We start from the raw sequence: 23,117 nt of genomic DNA, 5'->3' as shown, positions 1-23,117 counted from the left end.
TTGAACCTCCCTGTTTAATGTTGCGTCGCCGCTGGTGGGTCGAGATTGTCCAGCGCGCGGTTGACCAGCAACTCGCCGAGGATTGCCAACTGCTGAATCGACAAGGCGAGACTGCGCGGTGAACCCTGCAGTTCTGCGGCCAGATCGGTGGTCAGGACGTTCAGTGAAGCGAGGGTTTCACAAGCGTGGCAGAGCAGCGTGGGCGTATCGATATCGGGGAGGATGGTGAAGAGGTGGCTGATGGGATCGGGGTGATGGGGGTTGCGTAAGCGAGGGTTGTTGGCGTCGAAGGACCCAGAATCCATGGGGGATTCGGGGGGACTTGGAGTGTGTTTTTTCATTAGTAAATCCTCGGGACATTTAGAGAAAAAACTGCCGAACTCACTTCCACGAGAGGGTGGCAGCTTTGCGCAGGTGTGGAAGTCCGGGGAAACCCGAGGAACCCGGTGCACTCGAGAGTGCTCCTGCGCATCGCTGCCATAAGCAAACAATGTTGGCATAAAAACCACCAACATGTGTTTACAGGCGCAATGCGCTCTCGGGAATCACCGGACTTCCACACCCGACCACTGTGTTTTGCAGCGGCCAAAGAAGACTATCCCTCCTCCCCCAAACCCACCAGTTCACCACCGCCGCCGCGACTTGCAGGAAAAATCTGCGGGGTCTGAAGGAGCTTTGTGTAAGACATTTCGGCCGGCATATGCTGCAACGACTTTGTGCTAGCGAATGAATTTGTTGTATCTACACTGCATCGAGTCAATCTTTGGACGAGGATGGCGTCGGGCAAAAAACAGCCATTCGAAGGGCGCAATGATGGAAATCAAAAGTTTGAAGCTTGCGGATGTCGGACACTTTGGCGACATGGATATTCAGTTTGCCCCTACCCTGACACACCGCTCGAACATCACGGTGCTGGTGGGAAACAACGGCAGCGGAAAAACCACCATTCTGAAATCCCTGAATATTTGTCTGAGCTGGCTGATCGCAAAAATTCGCTCCAATAAAGGCAATGGCAAATACCTTGTCGATGAAGATATTCGCAACGGCGCCTCAGGAGCCGTCCTTTCGATTGGCATCAACGACGTTTCGCACCCGCGCGCTGTTGACAGTGATGCGGGTTCCGAAAACGAATTGTTCGTATGGGGCGCTGCCCGAAGTCGCCAGGAAGGTGCTGTCTCGGGCCGTGAATATTTAAACGACGTCAGACTGCTTGCAGACCACTACCGCACTCAACTCACCGCCGACGATAGCGCCTCACTCCCGCTGATCGCTTATTACCCGGCCGAACGTTGCGTTGTAGAAGTCCCGCTGAAAATCAGCAGCAAACAAGCCGTCGATCAACTCGACGGCTACGACACCAATTTTCACGGGGGTGCCGATTTTCGCAGTTTTTTCGAATGGTTCCGTGAACGCGAGGACAGCGAAAACGAAGGCGGGATTTCCGATACCGCACTGGCCGAAATGGCGGAAAAATTCGGTACTGACAGCGACGTATGGAAAACCCTGGCCAATGTGAAAGCCTCCACTCGCGATCGCCAATTGACTGCCGTTCGTTCGGCTCTGACTGCGTTCATGCCGGATTTCACTAACCTGCGCGTGCAACGCAAGCCGCATCTGCATATGGCAATCGAAAAGCATGGCGCGACATTCAATGTCACTCAGCTCTCGCTTGGCGAAAAGTCGATGATTGCGTTGGTGGGTGACATGGCCAGGCGTCTGGCGATGATGAATCCATCGATGGACAACCCGCTGCATGGTGACGGCATTGTTCTGATCGACGAGGTGGAATTGCGCATGGATCCGCAATGGCAGCTCGGTCTGATTGCGCAATTAAGCACGACCTTTCCCAATTGCCAGTTCGTGTTGACCACGCATTCTCCACTGGTCGTAGGTGATACCAAAGGTGTGCTGGTTTACCTGCTTGATGAGGGCGATAGCCGTGGGTAGACAAGTTGGGGTGAGGGCGTCGGTGTCCGCAAATCTGCTGGCAACGCAATAAACATTGTAGGAGTGAGCCTGCTCGCGATAGCGGTGTATCAGTCAACGCTGATGGTGACTGATACACCGCTATCGCGAGCAGGCTCACTCCTACAGGGGACGCGTTTTATTCAGTGAGTGTGCGATCAGTCATCCGGCATTTCTGGCGGCTTGGCTGGTTTTGCAGGCTTGGTGGGTTTGGCGTTCTTCGCGCCTTTTGCTGGTTCCGGCGTAGCAGCAACTGGCGCTTGAGCCGCAGCGGCCGCTTCCTTCTCAGCCATCGGCATGGCATCGATGGTGTCGAAGATCTTCTTCAAGTCCACTGCCTTCGCTTCATCCCCCGAAGCGGAAAGCTTGGTCTCGCCGTCCTTGCCCACCAGGAACACTTTCGGATAGGCCCCGGCGCCCAGCTTCAGCGAGCGCAGCAGCGCCATGGTGTCTTGCTGGCCCATGTCCTTGCCGTCGAGCTGGCCGGACATGTTGAGGATGGTGTAGACCTTGATATTGCGGTCGGTAACGCCCTTTTTGTTGGCGGGATCCTCCAACGACTTTTTCAGAGCCACCCACACGGGGTCGACCGTGCTTTGTGCGATCACGATCAGCGGTCGGGCGCGGCCCATGTCCCCGGCGATGGGCGAATCGTTGTCAGCGGCGAACAAGGGGCCGGCAATCGCCAGCAAGAGTGTCAGGGTCAGTGACCTGATGAGCATGCGCATCTCCTTTTGATATCCACGCTCTAATGATTGCGCATCGTGGCGATTGTTCCGGGACAACCCGGCAAATATCTTCCGCCTAGTCAGAAGCTTAGGACAGGCGCGACATTGCGCAACCTATCCGAGCTGATCGCAACGCGGATTTGATTACCTTTTATGACCGCATTAGGGTGGTGGTTCTGCCCATGAAATGGAGTTCACCCGCATGCACATCGATTACCTGTGCGATCACCCCGAATTGATTGAAGAACTGGCCACACTCAACTTCAAGGAGTGGGGCGAGTTTCGTCCCGGGCAAACCGTCGAGGACCGTATCGAACACATGCGCGAATCCTGCGGCAAAGGCGCAGTGCCCAGCGTGGTGGTGGCGCTTGAGGATTCGCGACTGCTGGGCGGTGCGCTGCTGATCGAAAATGATCTGAAGCTTCGACCGAACCTGACGCCATGGCTGGCTGGCGTTTATGTGAAGGCTGAGGAACGTGGGCGCGGGATTGCTTCGCAACTGGTCAATCGAGTGGTTGCAGAAGCGGCGGCGCTGGGTGTGCCTGAGTTGTATTTGTACACCGACACATCGCAGTCGCTGTATGCGCGACTGGGTTGGGAAGTGGTTGAGGATCTGGTGTACGACGATTTACCGGTGACGGTGATGAAGTTTGTGATCCAACACTAACCTTTGTGGCGAGGGAGCAAGCTCCCTCAACACAGGTTTTGTTCCAGTCCCGGATCAGAACGCCAGTTTGTAGCCGATCAGCACCAGCATCGTCGCCAGGCACGGGCGCAGCACTTCATCGGAGATGCGTCCGGTCAGGTGGCTGCCGAGCCAGATGCCTGGCAGCGAGCCGACCAGCAAGAAGCCGAGCACACCCCAATCCATGTTGCCCATGCTCGCGTGGCCGAGGCCCGCAACCAGCGTGAGCGGCACGGCGTGAGCGATTTCAGTGCCGACCAGTCGGCGAGTCGGCAGCAGCGGATAGAGGATGAACAATGCGACAGTGCCCAGGGCGCCAGCGCCGATCGATGTCAGCGCGACCATGGTGCCAAGAACCAGACCGGTGATCACGGTCATCACGTTCAGCCGCGGTCCGCTCGGGTTGTAGTTGCCACCGGCGCGTTTGTGGGCGAACTCGAGCAAGCGTTTCTTGAAGAAGATCGCCAGCGCCGTGGCGAACAAGACGAAGCCCAGCGCTTGCTTGATGATGGCATTCATCGCGTCCGGCGCGGTGTGCAGGGTGCTGAGGAACCACAGGGTCATCGCCACCGCAGGCACGCTGCCGAGGGTCAGCCAGCCAGTGATGGCCCAGTCGATGTTCTTGTTTTTGCGATGAACGAGGACGCCGCTGGATTTGGTAATGGCGGCATACAGCAAGTCAGTGCCCACTGCCGTTGCCGGGTTGATGCCGAACCACAGCAGAATCGGCGTCATTAACGAACCACCGCCGACACCGGTCATGCCGACAATAAAACCCACCACCAGCCCGGCAATCACCAGGCCGAAATTTGCCAATTCCATTAAACCGTCCAGAAAAACGACAGGAAAAATCTGGCCCGCAGCATAGCGATTTTTCTTATAACCACATATATCGATGCGGTCTATCGTTATGCCATATCGAAATCACCACGATTACCTCCCTGTGGGAGCGAGCCTGCTCGCGAATGCGCTGGGTCATCCGACACATTTATCGACTGACACAACGTCTTCGCGAGCAGGCTCGCTCCCACAGGGTGAAGCGGTGGTTTCCAGATTCAGTGCACCCTTCGGCCCGGTTTGAAGCTGTGGTTTTTGTTGATCCACACCGTAGCCAGCGCGATCAGCGACAAAATCAGCAACGCCCACGGAAACGACATCGCCCCTGCGCGATCCAGCAACAACCCGCCAAACAAACCACCCCCGGCGATCGCCACGTTCCACGAAGTGGTGAGCATTGCCTGCACCACATCAACGTGATCACCGGCCGAGTCCGCCGCCGAGGTCAGCAGCAAGGTGGCCGAGCCGCCAAACGACAGGCCCCACACCGCCATGCAGGCGTAAATGACCAGCGGTGACGGCGCCGCCAGCGCCAAGACCAATGCCGTCAGCGCAAACACCGCAAGGCTGATCAGCGTCAGCCAGCGCAACCAGCGATCCACCAGCATGCCGATGATCCAGATCCCCACCAGCGAACACAGGCCAAACACCAGCAGCACCAGATCGACCCGGTCCGCCAGCCCGGCCTGCATCAGAAACGGCGCGATGTAGGTGTAGAGAATGTTGTGTCCGAGCATCCACGTCAGTACCACGAACAACACCGGCCGCACGCCCGGCAGACGCATCGACTCGAGCAGCGGCAGACGCTCATCACTGGCCTGCCCCGGACGATCCGGCACCGCAATGACAATCCACGCCGCCAACACCAGGGCCAGCGCCGACATGATCCCGAACGACGCACGCCAGCCGATCAGATTGCCCAGCCACGTCCCCGCCGGTGTGCCCAGCGACAGCGCCACCGGGGTGCCAAGCATGGCAATCGCCAGCGCGCGACCTTGTTGATGCACCGGCACGATTCCGCGCGCGTAGCCAGCCATGATCCCCCACGACAACCCCGCCGCCATCCCGGCGAGAAAACGCGAAGCCAGGGTCAGACCGTAATGGCTGGAGAATGTGGTGACAGTGTTGAATATCAGAAACCCGCCGACCGTCATCAACAACACCCGCCGCCGAGGCCAACCGCGCGTGGCGACGGTCAGCGGGATCGCCGCGACAATCGAACCCAGCGCGTACAGCGTCACCAGTTGCCCGGCGAGCACTTCGCTGACATCGAGCCCGGCGCCGATCTGCGGCAGCAGCCCGGCGGGCAGGGTTTCGGTGAGGATGGCGATGAACCCGGTCATGGCGAACGCCAGCAACGCGGCGTAGGGCAGTTTGTCCGCACGGGCGGTGCGGTCGACGCGAGTGAAATCGGCGCTTGCGGGGTCGGTCATGACAGGGGCAGCTCCTTTTTGATCAATAGTGGCGACGGATTGTATACAAAAATCACCTGCACTATTGATTCAATGTGGGAGCGAGCCTGCTCGCGAATGCGGTCTTTCAGGTACTGAAGTGTTGATTGATCCACCGCTTTCGCGAGCAGGCTCGCTCCCACATTGGATCTCTGCACTCACTGCACCGGAAGGAAATTCAGGAACAACAAACTCTGCGCGTAGTTAAGGCCGATCCGCCGGTAACGCTCATCAAGCATCTGCGTGATCAGGTCCAGTCGCGCAACGATCTTGCCGAACTCGGTGGCAAAGCTCAGGTTACTGCCCTCCTCCGAGATCTCATTGGAAAACAACAGCGGCTGGCCTTCCTTGTTCTGTCGCTGGGACAAAATCCACGTGGCTTTTTCGATATTGCGTGCAGCGTTGTGAACGAACGTCGGGTTGATCGCGTCCGTCATATAGAACTCGGTGCGATTGCCATGGGCGGTGACCAGCATGCTGCCGATCGCATAGATGAATGCGCCGACGCGGTCACCAAGAAACTCCGGGCTCATCGCATAGCTCAGCGCCGCCAGATCCTTGCGACCACCCAGCACCGGCAGCGGCTGTTGCTGCTCGACGGCCATCCGCACCTGTTTCACCGCAGCATGGATGTTGAGAAACCCTGACTTGCGCAGCTCGTCCGGGTTGCGCAGGTACAGCTTGGCTTGCAAGCGGTAAAGACTGCTGAGGTTGTCGCGCATCGCCAGCGTGGCCATGCGGTCGACGCTGGTCTGCAGGAACTCCTGCGGCTTCCCTTCACGCATCTGGTTGAAGAAGCCGTTGCCGTCCTGGTGACTGCAACCGCTGAACAGCAGCGACGACAAACACGCCAGCAACAGGCACGGGCGGCGGAAAAAAGCAGCGATCAGGGCAAAAACTCTCGGCATGAAATCTCGAACAGGCACATTCCTGTGCGGCGGGAGTCACCGCATCCTGGCCATGGATAGAGCCGCCGATTGCGAAAAAGTGCAGTGCGCCGAATGCCCGGTCGTCCTTCCACCCACTACGACCTGCAATTTAGTCTGTCTTTATTGTTGAAATAAACGATTAATCAGCTATAAATTTTCACTTGATGAGTATTTAGTATGACTACTTTGTTTTTTCGGTGATTAACATACCGATAGAACGCCGCTTTCAAAAACAACAACAAAAAGGAAGGTCTACCATGCTTCAATCCCGTCACCTGCTCTCCGGCCTCGGACTGTCCCTGATGATCGCCACCCTTTCCGCCAACGCGGCCGGCCTCAGCGCCGAACACAAAGCTTTCGGCAAAACCAACGACGGCACGCCCGTCGAGCAATACATCCTGCGCAACAGCCACGGCATGCAAGCCACCGTCATCACCTACGGCGCGACCCTGCAATCGCTGAAAGTGGCGGACAAGCACGGCAAATTCGACGACGTCGTGCTCGGCTTCGATGATGTGCAGGGCTACCAGAAAGGCACCGCCTACTTCGGCGCGACCATCGGCCGCTTCGGCAATCGTCTCGCCGAAGGTGCGTTCAAACTGGACGGCAAGCGCTATCAAGTGCCGCAAAACGACAAGACCAACGCGCTGCACGGCGGCACATTGGGCTTCGACAAAAAAGTCTGGAAAGCGCAGGAAACCAAAGACAAGGATTCCGTCGGCGTGACCCTGACCTATCTGTCGGCGGACGGTGAAATGGGCTTCCCCGGCAACCTCACCACCGAAGTGACCTATCGCCTCACCGACAACAACGAGTTGCGCATCGACTACAAGGCCAGCACCGACAAACCGACCGTGCTCAACCTGACCAACCACAGCTACTTCAACCTCGCCGGCGCCGGCAATGGCGACATCCTCAAACAGGTCGCCACCCTGCACGCCAGCCATTACACCCCGGTCACCGCCAAACTGATCCCGACCGGCGAACTGGCGCCCGTGGCCGGCACGCCGATGGACTTCAGCAAGCCGACCGCAATCGGCACACACATCAAAGCTGATCATCCGCAGTTGAAATTTGCCGAGCCGAAACAGGGTGGGTTCGATTTCAACTGGGCGTTGGATACCAAGGGTGATATCGGCAAAGTTGCGACTGAGGTGAGTGACCCGCAGTCCGGTCGCGTGCTGCAGTTGTTCACCACGGAACCGGGTGTGCAGTTCTATACCAGCAACTTCCTCGACGGCACGGTCAAGGGCAAGGGTGGCAAGGTGTATCCGCACTGGGGCGCGTTTACCCTGGAAACTCAGCATTATCCGGATTCACCGAATCAGCCGGACTTCCCGAGTACTCGGCTTGATCCGGGGCAGACCTACAGCCACAGCGTGGTGTTGAAGTTTTCCGCGAAATAACCTGCCCGTTGCACCTGATCGTTCCCACGCGCAGCAAAGGCATGCAGCCCGGGACGCTCTGCGTCCCTTGAGGCATGCCTTTGCTGCGCGTGGGAACGATCAACCATCAAGGGATTAAAGACCCACACGCTCCAATCCCTGACGCATGCCTTGATCCGCCTGCTCGCACCATTGCTTGAGCGTCAGACTCGGCGGCAGATTGGCCTCCAGGGTTTTGTATTGACCATCGTCCAATACCTCACCCTTGCGACCATGGGCCTCGTTCTTATCGCCGTCGCTCTTGTCCATCTGCCCTGGAATACCTGCAACAAACGCCACCATTTTATTGGCGTTCACTGTGCTTTCAGCTTTCAGGAAACCTTTGTCGACGCAATGGTTAATCAGCCCGGACATGTTGCGCCCAGTGTCGTACATCCCTTTCAACGTAGCGGCGTCCGGTCCTTCTGCGTGAGCAACATTGACGGTGCCGAGAGTGGCGGTCAGTGCGAGGATCAAAGCGGTGTTCTTCATGTTTATTCCTTTAATGGATAAAGCCAGGTTGTTTACTTGCAGTATTCATGAGGGCGAACGAAGAGCTCACCCTCGCGGATTCAACTGACCACCGCTCCTTTCGGGCCACTGGCAATCAGCGCGGCCCCGCAGGCGGTTTTCATGCCGTCCAGCGCGATGGGCGTGCCATCGACGGTGTAAGTGCTGCTGCCTTCGGCAATTGGAAAAATGCCTTTGCACAGAGGACAGCTGACCTTGTGACCCACCCCGGCGATGGGCTTGCCGTTTAGGTCGGTCTGGGAAAAGGCTTCGAGGACTTTGCCACCGTGAGTGGTGGAGTCGCCCAAGCGAATGGCGTCTTTCATGTTGTCATTCCTTTGACTACGAGGGTTGACTGCAGCCTCGATCAATTTCGCGGCTTTCGGCCACCAATGGCAGAGAGTTTTATCAGAGGCAGGTTGCGTTTAATCAACCTTCAAAAACGTGGCCTGCCCCTGATATATTTCATAAATTTTTAGAGATTAAAAAGTGGCTATTCGGCTGCAATTTGACCGAGAGTCAACCTACACGCGGAAGACCTCATTTAAACCAACCTCTTCATCCTCGTCCCCATCTTCAAGACACCTGAAATTTCTTCCATTGAGTGCTGTTTTAAGTAGGGCGTACAGTTCTGCTGATTGGAAATTCACTTGGAGCCACAGGGATTCATCATCCCCATAAATGAGACGAGTATCGTAAGCCCCACTGCTATTCAACGAGTGATCCTTCAAATAAAGATCACCGTCGCCCGAGCGAACACAAGCACTACTAGCTTTAACAATGTCGATGACATGCTGAGCTGTAGAGTTGTCGTCAAACACCAATTTGTATTCATAACTCATGATCCGTGTGGTCTCCCTCGGACAGCTGGTAAATCGGCAGGATTACGAATGCCAATGTGAGTTTTATTAGGATCGGTGGAAACTTTACCCTCATCATCCAGTTGATGATTGGACGGATCCTGTTTATGGATGTGTGCATTGTTGCCAGATTTGTGAGGGCAGGCATTCAAGTTTCCGTACTTGTGAACCCTGACCTCTGAACCGTCTGCATGCTTCCAGGTTTCGTTAACCCCATTGTCTTTGGTTTTCGAAAATCCGGCGCTGTTCAACGTTCTACCGGCGCGAGGAATACTCGTACCTTTCATCCGAGGTAGATCAGAAGAGGCGGAAAGGCCAAGTGGATCAATCCACTCCAGCGGGTTAGGTACGTAATGATAAAGGTTCAGTCCACCAGCCAGCCCAATCGGGTCCTGTGAAATGAAACGCCCTACCTCAGAATCGTAGTATCGGTAGCGATTGTAATGCAGCCCCGTCTCGTGATCGTGATACTGCCCCTGGAACCGTATCGGGTTCATCACGCCATGCTGCTGCGCCCACTCCGAGCGCTGCTCCGTCACCTGTCCCCACGCGTTGTATTGCGCGGTCCAGGCCATGTTGCCGTGCGAGTCCGTCAATTCCTGCGGCGTGCCGAGGTGATCACACTGATACCAGGCCAACGCATCAAACGGTAAAGCCGTTGCCTTGTGACTCCACACCGGGTCGTCATCGAGGCTATATTCACCGCTGTAATCCGGCAGCCCAATCAGATCGATCGGCGCGTGCCGCACAGCCTGTGCCACAGGGACAAAAGTGCCCGGTTCGAAGACGTAGTGCACCGTGCGACCGGGTTCGCCATCGCTTTGTGCCGGGCTGCTTTCCCAGGCGAGGTTGTCGCCATCCCAACCGTACAAGGTGAAGCCGCAGCCGAGTTCGCGCTGTTTGCGCGCGTGTTCGTTTCTGTTCCAGAGAGAGCCTGCTTCCGGGCGCTGTTTGTAGTGCGCGCGGGAGTTCTTGTGCAGGCGGCGTCCCAGTGCGTCGTAGGCGAATTCGACGGACAGGCGCGGGTCTTCGAAATGCACCAGTCGATCAAACAAATCCCACTGTAGGTCGCTGCGTTGGCCGTTGTGCCAGCGCTGGATCTGGTTGCCGCGTTCGTCGTAGTCGAAGTGGGTGCCGGCGTATTCGCGCAGCAGGTTGTCGACCAGTTTGCTGCGCGGTGGGGTCAGGTCCAGTGGGCGGCGAATTTCTGTCGCCTTGTCGTCGAGCAGGTTGCCGGCCGGGTCGAAGGCGAAGGTTTCCACGCCTTGACGTGTGGTGGCGCTGAGCAATCGGCCGACGGGATCGTAGCGATAGGCGAGCGGGCCGCGACGGCTGTCGTTGATGTCGGTCAGTTGGCCGGCGGCGTCGTAGCTGTATTCGCGTTTGAGCAGCGTAGATTTGTCGTCGCTGCGTCCCAGCAGTTGTTCCTGCAAACGGCCGGCCGGGTCCCAGCTTTGGGTTTGCAGCAGGTGGTTGCCTTGATGGCGAGCGACTTCGCGGTGCAGGTCGTCACGCTCGTAGCCGATCAGTTCGTGTTCATCCAGGCGCAGGCCGAGCAGGTGGCCGCTGCCGTAAGTCAGCCAACTGACGCGGTGGCCGTCGGGGCGCACGCTGGCGACTCGTTGGTTGAGCACGTCGTACTCGTGCTGCCAGATCGCGACGGTGGGTTTTTCCAGGCCGAGGTAATGCTGGTGCTCGCGCAGCAAATTGCCGGCCGGGTCGTGGAACCATTGCAGGCGGCTGTCGGCGTTGTCGGCCAACACCAGGTTGCCGTTGCCGTCATAGGCGAAGCTCTCGCTTTGCGACTGATCGCCCAAGGTGGCGCGACGTTCAGTCAAACGGCCCATCGGGTCGAAGCTCAGCGAGATGACGCGCTGGCCATTGATCGATTGGGCGAGGCGTCCGGTGAGCGGGTCGTACTGATAGCGCGTGCTGCGCCCATCAAAGCCGCGCTCTTCGAGCAGGCGTCCGACCGGGTCGTAGTGGAAGTGCGCACGTTGTTCGTTTTCGTTTTCCAGGGCCGTTAGCCGTCCGAGACGGTCCCAGCGATAGCGCAGGGTCTGCTCGGCAGCATCGACACGTTCGGCGATCAAACCGGCAGCGCTGTAGCTCCAGGTGGTGCAGCGATCGAGTCCATCAACGTGCGCCAACAACCGACCTTCGGCATCACGATCAAAGCGCTCTTCGGTCTTGTCCGAGTGCTTGATCAGCACCGGTTGGCCGGCCTTGTATTCGTATTCGGTGGCGTTGCCGGCGGCGTCGGTGAAGCAGATCATCTGCCCCAGTTCGTTGTACTCCCACGCGCTGGTTTGGCCCGAGCAATCGACGTACTCCACCAGTTGCCCGGCGTCGTTGTAGTCCAGGGTCTTTTCGTTGCCGTTGGCGTCCTTGATCGCGGTGGGCTGGCCGGATTTGTTGTAGGCGTATTCGGTTTTGTTGCCCAGCGGATCCAGCGCTTCGACCAGATTGCCTTGGTCGTCATAGGCGCGCTGCCACTGACCGCCCTCGGCGTCGCTGATCTTGATCAGCAGATCCTGATCATCGTAGGCGTAATGCATCACCGTGTGATCGGCGCGGATGTGTTCGAGCAGGTTGCTGCGTTCATCGTAGCTGTAGCGATCGGTGCTGCCGTCGGCATTGACGCGGCGCACGATATTCTTGGCCTCGTCGCGGAAGAACCATTCCGAACGCTCGTCGGCATAGCGAATGCGGTAGGTGTAGCCAAGGATGTCGTAGTAGTGCCAGGTTTCGTTGCCGAGCGCGTCGGTGACGTAGGTCAGACGAATGTTTTCGTCCCATTCCAGACGCGTGTCGAAGCTGCCGTCATCGGCCCATTCGCGCACGGCTTTGGCCTTGGCGCTTGATCCGTCCCACTGCAGGTTCATGCCGCGCCCGGTGCGGTCGGTGTAGCGGGTGATCAGGTGGTGCTGGAACTGATACGACCAGACTGCACCGTTCTCGTCCTGCGCCTGAATCAGGTCGCCATAGGCGTCGTACTGATAGGCGCAGAGCTGGCGCAGTGGTTCGCCGTCAACGATCTGCCAAAGGCCGATAAACCGGCCGTGCTCGTCGATCATCGTGCCGAGGTGCAAATGGACTTTGGTGAAATCGTTTTCCTGATAGGTGATCAGGTCGGAGAGCAGCGAGTGTTCGCCGTGTCGGTGCTCGTAATGCAGCATGATCCCGGCGCCGTTGCGCAGCGAAATATTGCTCAGCACAAAGCGCTGGCCACGGCGGACGTAAGTTTCCTTGCGTTCGAAACCACGGCAAAGCAACAACTGGTCATCGCTGTTGCGGACCAGGGTGATGTCTTCGATGGCGTCGTAGTGGAACAGGCCGATTTTAGGCAACGGATAACTGTGGTCGCGGCCATCAGCGCCGTAGAAGGTCAGGCCATCGTCCACGCAATCAAAACGTGTGGTGAATTCGTTGATCCAGCGCGCGCCGAGTTCGCTCTGATCGTAGGCGTCGAGGCGCGAGTTGTAGGTGCGTGTCCAATCGATCGGGAAGGGGCCGGGCAGGCTGAAATCGGTATGGCTGAGGCTTTCAGAGCCTATGGCGAAATTGATACTGCGCCCCGTGCTGGCGCAGGCGCAGTTTTTTTTCGGCTCGGGTGCGTGAGTCGCCGGAGCCTGTTGGCCGTTAGAGGCCAACTGCCCCTCGGATGCCGTACGCTTCGCCTGACCGGTCTTGTCCGGGTGGACCGCGGCGTTCTGCCCATGGGCATTACGCTTGCGCCACAAGGTCACGGCACTGGAGAGGATCAGCAGCAACCAGCCGATCGAGTTCTGCACCGACTCATCGTCGAGCTTGCTCAACTGCGTGCGCAGTTCCGGCCCCATCGCCCGCAGTTTTTTGGTTTCGTCGGAAACGGTTTTTTTGAAGTCGTCGGGGACGAGGTTTTGCGCCACGCTGTTGGCCAGGCCTTTGCCTGCCGACTTCAGGGCGCTGTTGGCAGCCCCAAAAACATTGCTGAATGACGCCAGCGGATCATTCTTGAATTGATCGGCTGCGGCGCTCGCCTGGGCGCTGGCTGCATTCAGATCACCTTTGGCATCCAGATTGCCGAACGCCACCGCTTCGATGCCTATTGCAATCTGATCAATGATTTCTTCGCCGAGCTTGCCAGCGTCCGCCAAAATGCCCGGTAACTTGCCTTTGGCTTGCTCAACAAAATCATCAAGCGTGCCGATAATCGAGGCGTTCAGGTGACCGACCAGCACCTCGATCACGGAAGTGCTGAGCAACACCTTGCTGCTGGCCCTCATTTCCTGACGCACCAGAAACAGCGTCGGGCGCAGGGTCATCCGCGCCGCGGCCATCGACGGCGGCAACGGCAAGACGCCGATCAGGTTGATGCCAAGACTGGCCCAAGCGAGCAAGTCGCGTTGCTTGGCGTTCGACAGGGTGACGATGTCACCCAGCGCATCGACCAGCGCCATGATGTTGCCCACCACCGGCAGGAAGCCGGCGTAGTTCTTGATTCGATCAAGCGTGACCACGCCATCCGTAGCCGATTGCAGCCAAGCATCGAAGGTTGCCGCACTGCTGGCGACGTCCTGAATGTCGATGGCGTTCAGTGGAACGATGGCAACCTGAGGTTCACGTTTTACAGCAGCTACTTCATTAGTCATGACAGCATCTCACCCGCCAACAGGCCCGGGGTTTTCAAGGAAGGTTTTGGCAGACTCGGTGCAGGCAGGCTCGGCAACTTGCCCGCCTTACCCGCCGCCCCCAAAATCCCCGACGCACTCGGCAACGCCGCACTCGCCAATTTCGGCAACCCGGCCACGCCGCCCTGCACCACACCTTTCACTTGCTGCGCCGTTTGCATCGCACCTTGCGCCGTCTGCATCGCACTCATCCCTGTCTGCGCCATGTCCTTGCCCTTCTCCAACATCTCCCAACTCTTGCTCGGCAACACCTGCGCGACCATGGCTTGCACCTGACTCGGCACGTCTTCAGCCCCCGGCGGATTCAACGGCCACTCCGGTTTGCCGATGTAGCTGCCGTCGCTCCAGGTGTCCGCCGGATCCTTGCCAAACAGCACCCGCGCCGGCCCCGGTGCAGCGCCGGCGACGCTGGCGAAACCTTTGCCATCGAGCTTGCCCTTGATGCTTTTGCCCAGCGCATCGATGACTTCGTAATCGCCGTCCTTGATGCCCTGACGCCCGGCATACTGGTTGAACAATTCCAGGTTGCCCTTGCCCGGTTTCGGTGGTTCCGGGAATACCCCGGCGAGGCTTTTCGCGCCGGTGTAGGCGAAGTTCGCCGCGTGCGCGGTGTACGGGCCGCTGGTGGCGTGGGTGATGCCGCCGGCGTTGTAGGTCGTGGCGCTGCCGCCGCCCTGAATCACCAGTTCGGTCTTGGCGGTGATGGTGATGCGGTCGGCGTTGGCGGTGATGTTGAGTTTGGCCAGCAGGTTGATGCTGTCCTTCAGCGCGCGCACGTCGATATCGCCGGAGGCCGCGACCAGCCGCCATCCCATGCTTTGCACGAACAGGCGCATACCACGACTGGCGCTGGCCAGCAGGCGTTTGCCGATCGACAGGCTGGTGTGACCGGTACTGCTCAGCGCCAGGTGTTCGCCGGTGGCGATGTGGCTGGAGCGCGGCGTGGTCAGGGCGATGCCGGCCGGGCTGGCGAGGACCAGATGCGGTTCGGTGAACTCAGGGAATTCGTTGGCGGTGAGGTTGGCCGGACCCGAGCCGAGCACGCCTTGATGCTGGGCATGCAGCGCTTTGGCGACGTCGTCCTGATCGCCAGCCTCTTGGGCCTGTAACTCTTTGGCTTGAACAGCGAAGCCATCCTGCTGATCGCTGGCCGTGGCGAGACGCTCGGCAGTTTCCGGCAGATCCTTGTGGTGCTTGGATTCGTTCGGCCGTGGTTCGGTGGTGATGAGCAGACCGGCCGCCGCACGCACGGCGCCGTGGCGATCGGTTCTCAACTCAAAACCTTCACCACGCGGCTGACCACCGCTCGGGCGCGGATGGGTCAGGTAACCGAGGTTGATCGCACTCGCACCGTGGTCACTGCGCAGCGCTATGCTGATCTCGCTGGTGGTGTCGTCGATGCGTAATTCGTTGGCGCGGCTGCCCTTGTATTCCTTGCTCTTGACCGTGGCCAGGGTCTTGAAATCCGGCAGTTTGTACGGCGGCAGATTGGCGCCGTGGTACAGGCACCCGGTGATCAGCGGTTGATCGGGATCGCCTTCAAGGAAGGTGATCAACACCTCCATGCCGACCCGTGGGATGTTGATCGAACCGAAGGTTTCCGCGGCCCAGCTCGACGCGACACGCATCCAGCAACTGGTCATGTCGTCGTGCTTGCCTTCGCGGTCCCAGAAGAACTGCACCTTCACCCGGCCGTACTGGTCGCAATAGATCTCTTCGCCTTCAGGGCCGCAAACCACCGCGCTTTGTGTGCCGAGGACTTTTGGTTTCGGGTGGTCGAGCGGCGGACGGTAAGGCACGTCCCACGGGATCGCGCTGAAGCGGTTGCGGTAGCCCTGGTGGAAATCGTCCTTGAGGTCGGTGGTGTCGCTGGTCACCGACTCTTCCAGCACCTGCGGCTGTTTACCTTCGTGGAAGATTTCGGTGAGCAGCCACAGGTCGTTCCAGGTCGGGTTGGAGTGTTCGGTCAGGGCGAGGAAATGCCCGCTGACCAGGATCGGCTGATCGCTGTTGCCCTCGGCCAGACGGTAGTCGCTGCGATGGCGTTCCAGTGCACGATTGGCCAGGTGTTTACCGCGCTCGCGATCGACGAAACGGCCCGGGTAATCGTAGTCTTCGAGGTCTGGCTGAGCCGAACTCTTGGCGTCGCTTTCCAGCTCGATTTTCGGTTTGACGAAGTCGTAATCGCGGCGCGTGGTGCGGCTGGTGCGCGTGGCCAGACGCAGGCCAAAACGCTTGACCACCGGTTTGTCGGCGACCAGCCCGGAGTCCTGCTGATAGGCCACTGGCGCGAGTTTCGGGAACACCGTCTGGTCATCGCCGAAGGTCAGTTTGTGGCCGCTGGACGTGTGCTGGAAGTGGTAGTGAATGCCCTCTTCTTCACACAGGCGCTGGATGAAATCCAGGTCCGACTCGTCGTACTGCACGCAGTAAATGCGTTCGGGATAAATCGCGCTGAGCTGGAAGTGGTAATCGCTGGCAAGGATGCCGTGTTCTTCCAGCACCTGACTGATGATCTGCTGCACGGTCATCTGCTGGAAAATGCGCTGATTGACCCGGTGCGCGAGGTACGCCAGTTGTGGGCGCAGGGAAATCTTGTAGCGGGTCAGACGTTTGCCCGCCTCGCCCTGGGCGATGCTGTAGACCAGCCCGTGAATGCCAGTGCCGCTTGGCGACAGCTGCAAAAACGCCAGTTTGTGCAGCACGCTTTCGAGGTTGATCGAAGCCTTTTCGCTGACCAGTTCCAGCTCGAATTCGAACGGCGTGTTAAGGGCCTCACGACCGGTGAACGACAGCACCTGGAAGTCGCTGTCGATGCCATCGACGGTCAGATTGAAATGAGGCTGGTTGGCCGGTGAGAACATCCCTTGTTCCTCGCGCAGTGCTGCGACGCGCAACAGCCCGCTGCGGGGCTATTGGCAAAAATTCTTTAAAAGTGAGTGCGCCCCGACCAGCGATGCCGGCCGGGGCGGTGCAACTGTCAGCCGCGATTAAACGACTGGAGCACGCCAGTCATCGGAACCCGAAGTACCGGATACTTCGTGGGTCCAGGTGATTTTGCGGTAGGTGAACTGCACTTCTTCCAGGTGAGTGAAGTGCGCGTTGCCTGGATCCTGGCAGTTGTGCATTTTGTTGTTGATGGCGACGATGATCGCGTCTTCCAGTTTGGTGGTGTAGTAGTGCTCTTGAGTACCTTGCGCCGAAGTGCGGTACCACTGGATAACGATTTCGCTCATGCGCTCGCCGGAGGTCAGCGCCGCTTGCAGCAGCGGCGAAGCCTTGTCGTAGACCTTGGTGATGACCACTGGCTTGTGCACGCGCTGACCGGTTGGCTGACCGGACTGTGGGTCACGCGGGATGATCACGTCGTGGGTGAAAGCCTGCACCATGACCTGGTCTTCATGGCCTTCCTGGTAGGTGTTGCCAACGGAGTCGGCGGTGAATGCGCCGGCAGTGATCAGACCTTGTTTTTCGCCGGTAACCGACATGTACGCTGGTGTTGCCATGGGGATGCTCTCCTTGCTCAAAAAGACGTACCCGGTGGGCACCATTGCTCACCGGAGTGGCCTTGAGCCATCAAAGTTCATGCCAGCTTTCATGCAACCCATACAGATCAAGGCTTTGCGGCCATCGATTCACTTTTCTTGACGCTAAACCGATGAAAAACCAAGAGAAGTGCGCAACTTCTTGCGCAGTGGTGTGCAAGAAGTTGCGCACTTGGCTACAGATCACGAACGACGTGGCCTCCAGCGACATCGACGGACAAAACCGCGCAAGCACTGCGCAACTTCTTGCGCACTTGCGAATGACTTCAAAAATCCTCGAACCAACAACGCTTCGCCATAAATGACTCGACACTCCGGCACTGCTCATTCGGAACCCCTGCGCTATCCTGCTGCCCACTAAAAGGTATCGACACATTCAGCAAGGAGGTTTGCATGCGTACCCTCGAACTGGCCGGCGTCCAGGTTCCGATCATTGGCCAGGGCACCTGGCGCATGGGCGAAGACCGCTTGGCGCACAAGCGTGAAGTGGCAGCACTGCGCAGCGGTATCGAGCTGGGCATGAGCCTGATCGACACGGCGGAAATGTACGCCGAGGGCGGCGCCGAATCGGTCGTTGGCGAAGCCATTGCCGGCCTGCGCGATGAGGTGTTTCTGGTGAGCAAGGTCTACCCGCACAACGCCAGCCGCAAAGGCATCCCGCAGGCCTGCGAGCGCAGTCTGCGTCGGCTCGACACCGACTACATCGACCTCTATCTGCTGCACTGGCGCGGCCAGTATCCGCTGGAAGAAACCGTCGAAGCCTTCGAACGTCTGCGCGAGGACGGCAAGATCGGCCGTTGGGGTGTGTCGAATTTCGATGTCGACGATCTCGAAGAACTCTCCAGTTCCGCCTGCGCGACCAATCAGGTGCTGTACAACCTGGAAGAGCGCGGCATCGAGTTCGATCTGTTGCCGTGGTGCCAACACCAGCGCATGCCACTGATGGCCTACTGTCCGATTGGCCAGGGCGGCGCGATGCTGGCTGAACCGCTGCTGAATGAGATTGCCGCTCGTCATGGCGTGACCCCCGCACAGGTTTCGCTGGCGTGGATTCTGCGTCAGGATGGGGTGATTGCGATTCCCAAGGCTGTACGGCCGGAACACGTGCAACTCAATGCACAAGCCGCGCAACTGCAACTGGAGGCCGGGGATCTGGCGGCGCTGGACCAGGCGTTTCAAGCGCCACAACGCAAGCAGCGGCTGGCCATGGTTTGAGCCAGCGGCTGGCGAGGGCTTCGCGATGAGAAGCACTGATCAGTACGACCCGTTCAACCTGCAACGTTTTGTCCAGGCCCAGGACCCTGTGTTCGAGCGCGTGCAACGCGAGCTCGATGAGGGCCGCAAGCGCAGCCACTGGATGTGGTTTGTGTTCCCGCAGTTCGCGGGTCTGGGCGGCAGTGAAATGTCCCGGCGCTACGCCATCGGTTCAGCCGAGGAAGCCCGCGCTTATCTGGCGCATGAGTTGCTCGGCGCACGCCTGCGCACCTGCACGCAGTTAGTGCTGAAGGTGCAACAGCGTTCTATCGCGGAGATTTTCGGCCATCCCGATGACCTGAAATTCCATTCCTCGATGACCCTGTTCGCCCAATTTGCCGCTGAAGACAGCGTGTTCAATCAGGCGCTGGAACGCTACTTCCACGGCATTCTCGATGAATGGACGCTGCAACTGCTCGACTCAAAACAGGCCCAGTTGCCCCCCGATCAGGGTTGAAAAGTCGTCGTCGACAAACGGCAGAATCGCATCCGCCACCGGTTGCAATTGCCGAGTGATGTAGTGGTCGTAGTCGATGGCGGCGCGGCGCACCTCCAGCGGCTCGGGACCGGCCAGGGTGATGACATAGCTGATCCAGCCACCGTTCTGGTATTGCCGTGGGCGGCCGTGCTGGGCGTTGTAGTCATCGGCCAACCGCGCCGCGCGCACGTGCGGCGGCACGTTGCGCTCGTAATCGTCGAGGGTGCGACGCAGGCGCTTGCGGTAGACCAGTCGATCATCGAATTCACCGGCGAGGGTTTTGCGCACGTAGTCGCGCACATAATCCTGATACGGCTTGCGCTGGAAAATCCGCTCGTAGAGTTCCTGCTGGAATTGCCGAGCCAGCAGCGACCAGTCGGTGCGCACGGTTTCCAGGCCCTTGTAGATCATTTCATCGCTGCCGTCGGCACGGGTGACGAGGCCGGCGTAGCGTTTCTTGCTCCCCTCCTCGGCGCCGCGAATGGTCGGCATCAGGAAGCGTTTGTAGTGAATTTCGAATTGCAGTTCGAGGGCGCTTTCCAGGCCATATTCATCACGCACATGCTCGCGCCACCAATCGTTGACGTGTTTGACCAGCGCATGACCGATGCTCGCCGCTTCTTCCTGGCCGTGCGGGCGACGCAGCCAGACGAACGTCGAGTCGGTGTCGCCGTAGATCACCGCGTGGCCCTGCTCTTCGATCAGCTTGCGCGTGCGCAGCATGATCTCGTGACCGCGCAGGGTGATCGATGAGGCCAGCCGCGTATCGAAGAAGCGGCAGCCGCTGGAGCCAAGCACGCCGTAGAAGGCGTTCATGATGATCTTCAGTGCCTGCGACAGCGGTGCGTTGTGCTCACGTTTGGCGGTCTCACGACCCTCGGCGACCCGCGAGACGATCGACGGCAGACAATGTCGGGTACGCGAGAACCGCGCACCACGGAAACCCGGCACCGAATCGGCATCATCCGGGTGTTGCAAGCCTTCGATCAGGCCCACCGGGTCAATCAGAAAGGTGCGAATGATCGACGGATACAGGCTCTTGTAATCGAGCACCAACACCGATTCGTACAGCCCAGGTTGCGAGTCCATGACAAAACCGCCAGGGCTGGCCTGCGGTGGATTGGTGCCGAGGTTCGGCGCAACAAAACCCTGGCGGTGCATCAACGGCATATACAAGTGCGTGAACGCCGCCACCGAGCCGCCGCTGCGATCCGCCGGCAGCCCGGTGACGCTGGCGCGTTCGAGCAAAAAGGTCAGCAGTTCGGTCTTGGCGAAGATCCGCGTGACCAGTTCGCAGTCCTTGAGGTTGTACTTGGCCAGCGCCGGTTTGTCTTCGGCGAACATGCAGTTGATCTCGTCCATGCGCTGGTACGGGTTGTCGATCGACTTGCCTTCGCCGAGCAGGGTCTGCGCGACGTTCTCGAGGCTGAACGAGGGGAAACTCCACGTTGCCGAGCGCAGGGACTCGATACCGTCGATGATCAACCGCCCCGCCGCCGAGGCGAAGTAGTGATTGCGACTGCCGTGTTCGCGCCATTGCATCTCTTCGCCGCCACGGCCGATCTTCAACGGCACACCGAGCCGCCGTGCGTGTTCGTGGAGAATGCGCAGATCGAATTGCACGACGTTCCAGCCAATAATCGCATCGGGGTCGTGGCGGGCGAACCAGTCGTTGAGTTTCTTCAGGATGACGGTGCGCGAGTCGCAATATTCAAGGTCGAAGTCGACGATGCTGGCGTCGCCGTTCGGCGCACCGAGCATGTACACCTGACGTTCGCCGCAGCCTTCGAGGGCGATGGAATACAACTCGCCGGTTTCGGTGGTCTCGATGTCGAGCGAGACCAGCCGTAGTTTCGGTCGGTAATCGGGGTCGGGTTTGAGCTGGGCGTTGAGCAACACGCCGTCGGCATCGGGCGTGCCGCTGAACCGCACCGGCGCGGTGATGAAACGCTCCATCAGATAGCGTTCTGGTGGACGCACGTCAGCTTCGAATACGTCGACACCGTTGCGATTGAGGGCGGTTTCCAGGCGCATCAACTGGCCGTGTTGCTGGCAATACAGACCGAGCACCGGGCGGTGCTCGAAATCCTGCAGGGCCAGCGGGCGCAGTTCGACGTTCTTTTCGTCGTGCAGCAGACGTTCGGCGGCAGCGCGCTGCTCGGCGGGTATGAACGCCACTGACGGCTGATGCGGCAAGCGCACACGGCGCGGCCCGGCGTCGGTTGCCAGCCAGAACTCGACTTCGGTGCCGGCCGGGGTATCGCGCCAATGCCGGGTCAGGACGAAGCCCTGCGGTAAATCCACCACTGCAACCTCAGGAATTGAAACAGAGGGTCATTCTACGCGGCATTGCGTGGGATGACCTTGGCGATAAATCGGCGCCAACCCCGGAAAAACCCGGCAAATGACGTTTTTTGCGTGTTATCTGCCGCTTTGCCACCTTGCCCTGCGCGCTTGCGTCTACGATGCTTGGATAACAACGACAACACCTGAGTAACCACCATGAAGACCGTCGCCCAACTGCTCAAGCTCAAAGATCAGAAAAATCAGGAAGTGCACCAGATCAAACCTGATCACATGGTGCTCGAAGCGCTGATGAAGATGGCCGAGAAAAACGTCGGCGCCTTGCTGGTGGTCGAAGACGATAAGGTGGTCGGCATCATCAGCGAGCGGGACTACGCGCGCAAACTGGTGCTGCATGGCCGCTCATCCGTGGGCACACCGGTGCGCGACATCATGGTGGCGAACGTGATCACCGTGGACACTCATCAAACCGTCGACACCTGCCTGGGCATCATGTCCGACAAACGCCTGCGGCACTTGCCGGTCGTGGAGAACGGCAAGCTGATCGGCTTGCTGTCGATCGGTGACCTGGTCAAGGAAGCGATTGCCGAACAGGCGGAGCTGATCAAACAGCTGGAGCAGTACATTCGCGGGGAATAAATCCCAAAGACACCACCGCCCCCCCTGTAGGAGTGAGCCTGCTCGCGATAGCGTTCTGTCAGCTAAAAACAAGGTGGCTGACAAACCGCTATCGCGAGCAGGCTCACTCCTACATTTGAATCTGTGGTGTGTTCAGGACGGCCAGTGCCGGGCAAACACCGGTGCCAGCACCGGATGCCGGTCAATCCGTTGCAACCACGCATAAAACCCCGGCCGCGTCTGGCGCAAATGCTCGCGGCTGCCCGCCCAGCGCGTCACCACCGCCGCCAGCACATCCAGCGCCCCCGGCGTTTCGTCATCCAGATACAACTCGGCGGAAAACTGGTCGGCAAACACCTCCCAATTCCAGTGCAAACGCTCACGCGCGCCGGCGACCAGATTCTGCCGCGAGGCGTCATCGGGCATCAGCAGCCAGCGCTCCGGATAATCGATGACGCCGATCGCCGCGTAACAGTTGCTGACGATGTAGACCAGACCGCGAATCGCCTGATCACGATCATTCGCCTTGGCTGGCAGCAGGCCGGACTTGGGAAACGTCAGGCCCAGATGAATCAGGATTGCCGCGCTTTCGGTGATGGCGCTGCCGTCGGGCAGTTGCAAGGTCGGTATCTGCTTGAGTGGATTGAGTTGCGCCAGCGCCTCGGCGGCTTCGGTGCTGGCTTCGATGTCAATGAAGCGGTAAGCGATCTGGCACAGTTCCAGCGCCGCTTCGATGGCGGCTGCGCCTGAATTTCTGTGCCCGTAGAGCTGGTACATATCCAATCCCCCCGAAAAGGCCATTGCCACAGGGTAGATGGCTGTAGCGCGGGTGTAGAAAAATTCTGTCTGTGTATCG

Annotated in this window: 19 protein-coding genes; 6 read left to right on the top strand and 13 right to left on the bottom strand. The window is 59.0% G+C overall.

The annotated features are described in order from the left end of the window. Positions 1–14: 14 nt before the first annotated feature. Complete coding sequence (locus ACI514_RS05890; protein WP_016984653.1) at positions 15–305, bottom strand: DUF6124 family protein; 291 nt, start codon at positions 303–305, stop codon at positions 15–17. Between the two features lie 421 nt (positions 306–726). Between ACI514_RS05890 and ACI514_RS05885 the strand changes: the two genes are divergently transcribed. Next, positions 727–1,947, top strand: coding sequence for an AAA family ATPase (locus tag ACI514_RS05885; protein WP_238785147.1), 1,221 nt, complete (start codon positions 727–729; stop codon positions 1,945–1,947). A gap of 176 nt (positions 1,948–2,123) precedes the next feature. Here the strand turns inward: ACI514_RS05885 and ACI514_RS05880 are convergent, their stop codons facing one another. Beyond that, positions 2,124–2,687: a DUF4174 domain-containing protein gene (locus ACI514_RS05880; protein WP_095114544.1), complete on the bottom strand. Its 564-nt coding sequence runs from the start codon at positions 2,685–2,687 to the stop codon at positions 2,124–2,126. 208 nt (positions 2,688–2,895) lie between these two features. Here ACI514_RS05880 and ACI514_RS05875 point away from each other — a divergent pair, with 208 nt between their 5' ends. Further along, positions 2,896–3,360 (top strand): GNAT family N-acetyltransferase, encoded by a 465-nt coding sequence (locus ACI514_RS05875; RefSeq protein ID WP_405123274.1) that lies wholly within the window; start codon positions 2,896–2,898, stop codon positions 3,358–3,360. A gap of 54 nt (positions 3,361–3,414) precedes the next feature. On the opposite strand, the gene ACI514_RS05870 is transcribed toward ACI514_RS05875, so the two are convergent. From ACI514_RS05870 to ACI514_RS05860, 3 genes are all read right to left on the bottom strand, one after another. Continuing rightward, complete coding sequence (locus ACI514_RS05870; protein ID WP_405123273.1) at positions 3,415–4,200, bottom strand: sulfite exporter TauE/SafE family protein; 786 nt, start codon at positions 4,198–4,200, stop codon at positions 3,415–3,417. Positions 4,201–4,433: 233 nt separating this feature from the next. Next, positions 4,434–5,648, bottom strand: a complete 1,215-nt coding sequence (locus ACI514_RS05865; protein WP_405123272.1) for an MFS transporter — start codon at positions 5,646–5,648, stop codon at positions 4,434–4,436. 176 nt (positions 5,649–5,824) lie between these two features. After that, the gene (locus ACI514_RS05860; protein WP_093433963.1) at positions 5,825–6,574 is read right to left on the bottom strand and encodes a hypothetical protein; all 750 of its coding nucleotides are present in this window, start codon (positions 6,572–6,574) and stop codon (positions 5,825–5,827) included. A gap of 278 nt (positions 6,575–6,852) precedes the next feature. On the opposite strand from ACI514_RS05860, the gene ACI514_RS05855 reads away from it, so the two are divergent. Further along, positions 6,853–8,001 (top strand): aldose epimerase family protein, encoded by a 1,149-nt coding sequence (locus ACI514_RS05855; protein ID WP_405123271.1) that lies wholly within the window; start codon positions 6,853–6,855, stop codon positions 7,999–8,001. Between the two features lie 114 nt (positions 8,002–8,115). Here ACI514_RS05855 and ACI514_RS05850 read toward each other — a convergent pair whose 3' ends face one another. The 6 genes from ACI514_RS05850 to ACI514_RS05825 all read right to left on the bottom strand — a co-directional run bounded on the left by ACI514_RS05850 (position 8,116) and on the right by ACI514_RS05825 (position 17,568). Beyond that, positions 8,116–8,511, bottom strand: a complete 396-nt coding sequence (locus tag ACI514_RS05850; RefSeq protein WP_064117687.1) for a hypothetical protein — start codon at positions 8,509–8,511, stop codon at positions 8,116–8,118. A gap of 80 nt (positions 8,512–8,591) precedes the next feature. Beyond that, positions 8,592–8,855 carry a PAAR domain-containing protein gene (locus ACI514_RS05845; RefSeq protein ID WP_007918680.1) on the bottom strand — a complete coding sequence of 88 codons (264 nt, stop codon included), beginning with the start codon at positions 8,853–8,855 and terminating at the stop codon, positions 8,592–8,594. Between the two features lie 198 nt (positions 8,856–9,053). Beyond that, on the bottom strand, positions 9,054–9,371 hold the full coding sequence (locus ACI514_RS05840) for a hypothetical protein (RefSeq protein WP_095121164.1): 318 nt from the start codon (positions 9,369–9,371) through the stop codon (positions 9,054–9,056). After that, positions 9,368–14,023, bottom strand: a complete 4,656-nt coding sequence (locus tag ACI514_RS05835) for an RHS repeat-associated core domain-containing protein (RefSeq protein WP_405123270.1) — start codon at positions 14,021–14,023, stop codon at positions 9,368–9,370. Before ACI514_RS05835 ends, ACI514_RS05840 begins: the two co-directional genes overlap by 4 nt. Further along, the gene (locus tag ACI514_RS05830; protein ID WP_405123269.1) at positions 14,020–16,926 is read right to left on the bottom strand and encodes a type VI secretion system tip protein VgrG; all 2,907 of its coding nucleotides are present in this window, start codon (positions 16,924–16,926) and stop codon (positions 14,020–14,022) included. Before ACI514_RS05830 ends, ACI514_RS05835 begins: the two co-directional genes overlap by 4 nt. A gap of 126 nt (positions 16,927–17,052) precedes the next feature. Next, a complete protein-coding gene (locus tag ACI514_RS05825; RefSeq protein ID WP_007949952.1) occupies positions 17,053–17,568 on the bottom strand; it encodes an Hcp family type VI secretion system effector in 516 nt (171 codons plus the stop codon). A 432-nt stretch (positions 17,569–18,000) separates the two neighbouring features. On the opposite strand from ACI514_RS05825, the gene ACI514_RS05820 reads away from it, so the two are divergent. Together ACI514_RS05820 and ACI514_RS05815 are read left to right on the top strand one after the other, a co-directional pair. After that, entirely contained in the window at positions 18,001–18,822 is an 822-nt protein-coding gene (locus ACI514_RS05820) for an aldo/keto reductase (protein ID WP_405123268.1), read from the top strand. 25 nt (positions 18,823–18,847) lie between these two features. Beyond that, entirely contained in the window at positions 18,848–19,318 is a 471-nt protein-coding gene (locus tag ACI514_RS05815; protein ID WP_405123267.1) for a DUF1810 domain-containing protein, read from the top strand. Here the strand turns inward: ACI514_RS05815 and ACI514_RS05810 are convergent. After that, positions 19,283–21,643, bottom strand: coding sequence for a DNA polymerase II (locus ACI514_RS05810; RefSeq protein WP_405123266.1), 2,361 nt, complete (start codon positions 21,641–21,643; stop codon positions 19,283–19,285). The two genes, ACI514_RS05815 and ACI514_RS05810, sit on opposite strands and share 36 nt — an antisense overlap. A gap of 198 nt (positions 21,644–21,841) precedes the next feature. Here ACI514_RS05810 and ACI514_RS05805 point away from each other — a divergent pair, with 198 nt between their 5' ends. After that, a complete protein-coding gene (locus ACI514_RS05805; RefSeq protein ID WP_008084932.1) occupies positions 21,842–22,282 on the top strand; it encodes a CBS domain-containing protein in 441 nt (146 codons plus the stop codon). 132 nt (positions 22,283–22,414) lie between these two features. On the opposite strand, the gene ACI514_RS05800 is transcribed toward ACI514_RS05805, so the two are convergent. Beyond that, a complete protein-coding gene (locus ACI514_RS05800; protein WP_405123265.1) occupies positions 22,415–23,038 on the bottom strand; it encodes a glutathione S-transferase in 624 nt (207 codons plus the stop codon). Positions 23,039–23,117 lie beyond the last annotated feature (79 nt).

The sequence above is a fragment of the Pseudomonas sp. M20 genome (assembly GCF_045037865.1).
Classification (GTDB): Bacteria; Pseudomonadota; Gammaproteobacteria; order Pseudomonadales; family Pseudomonadaceae; genus Aquipseudomonas.
Note: the sequence above shows the minus strand (reverse complement) of the source record. Positions and strands in the feature narration are given on the sequence as shown.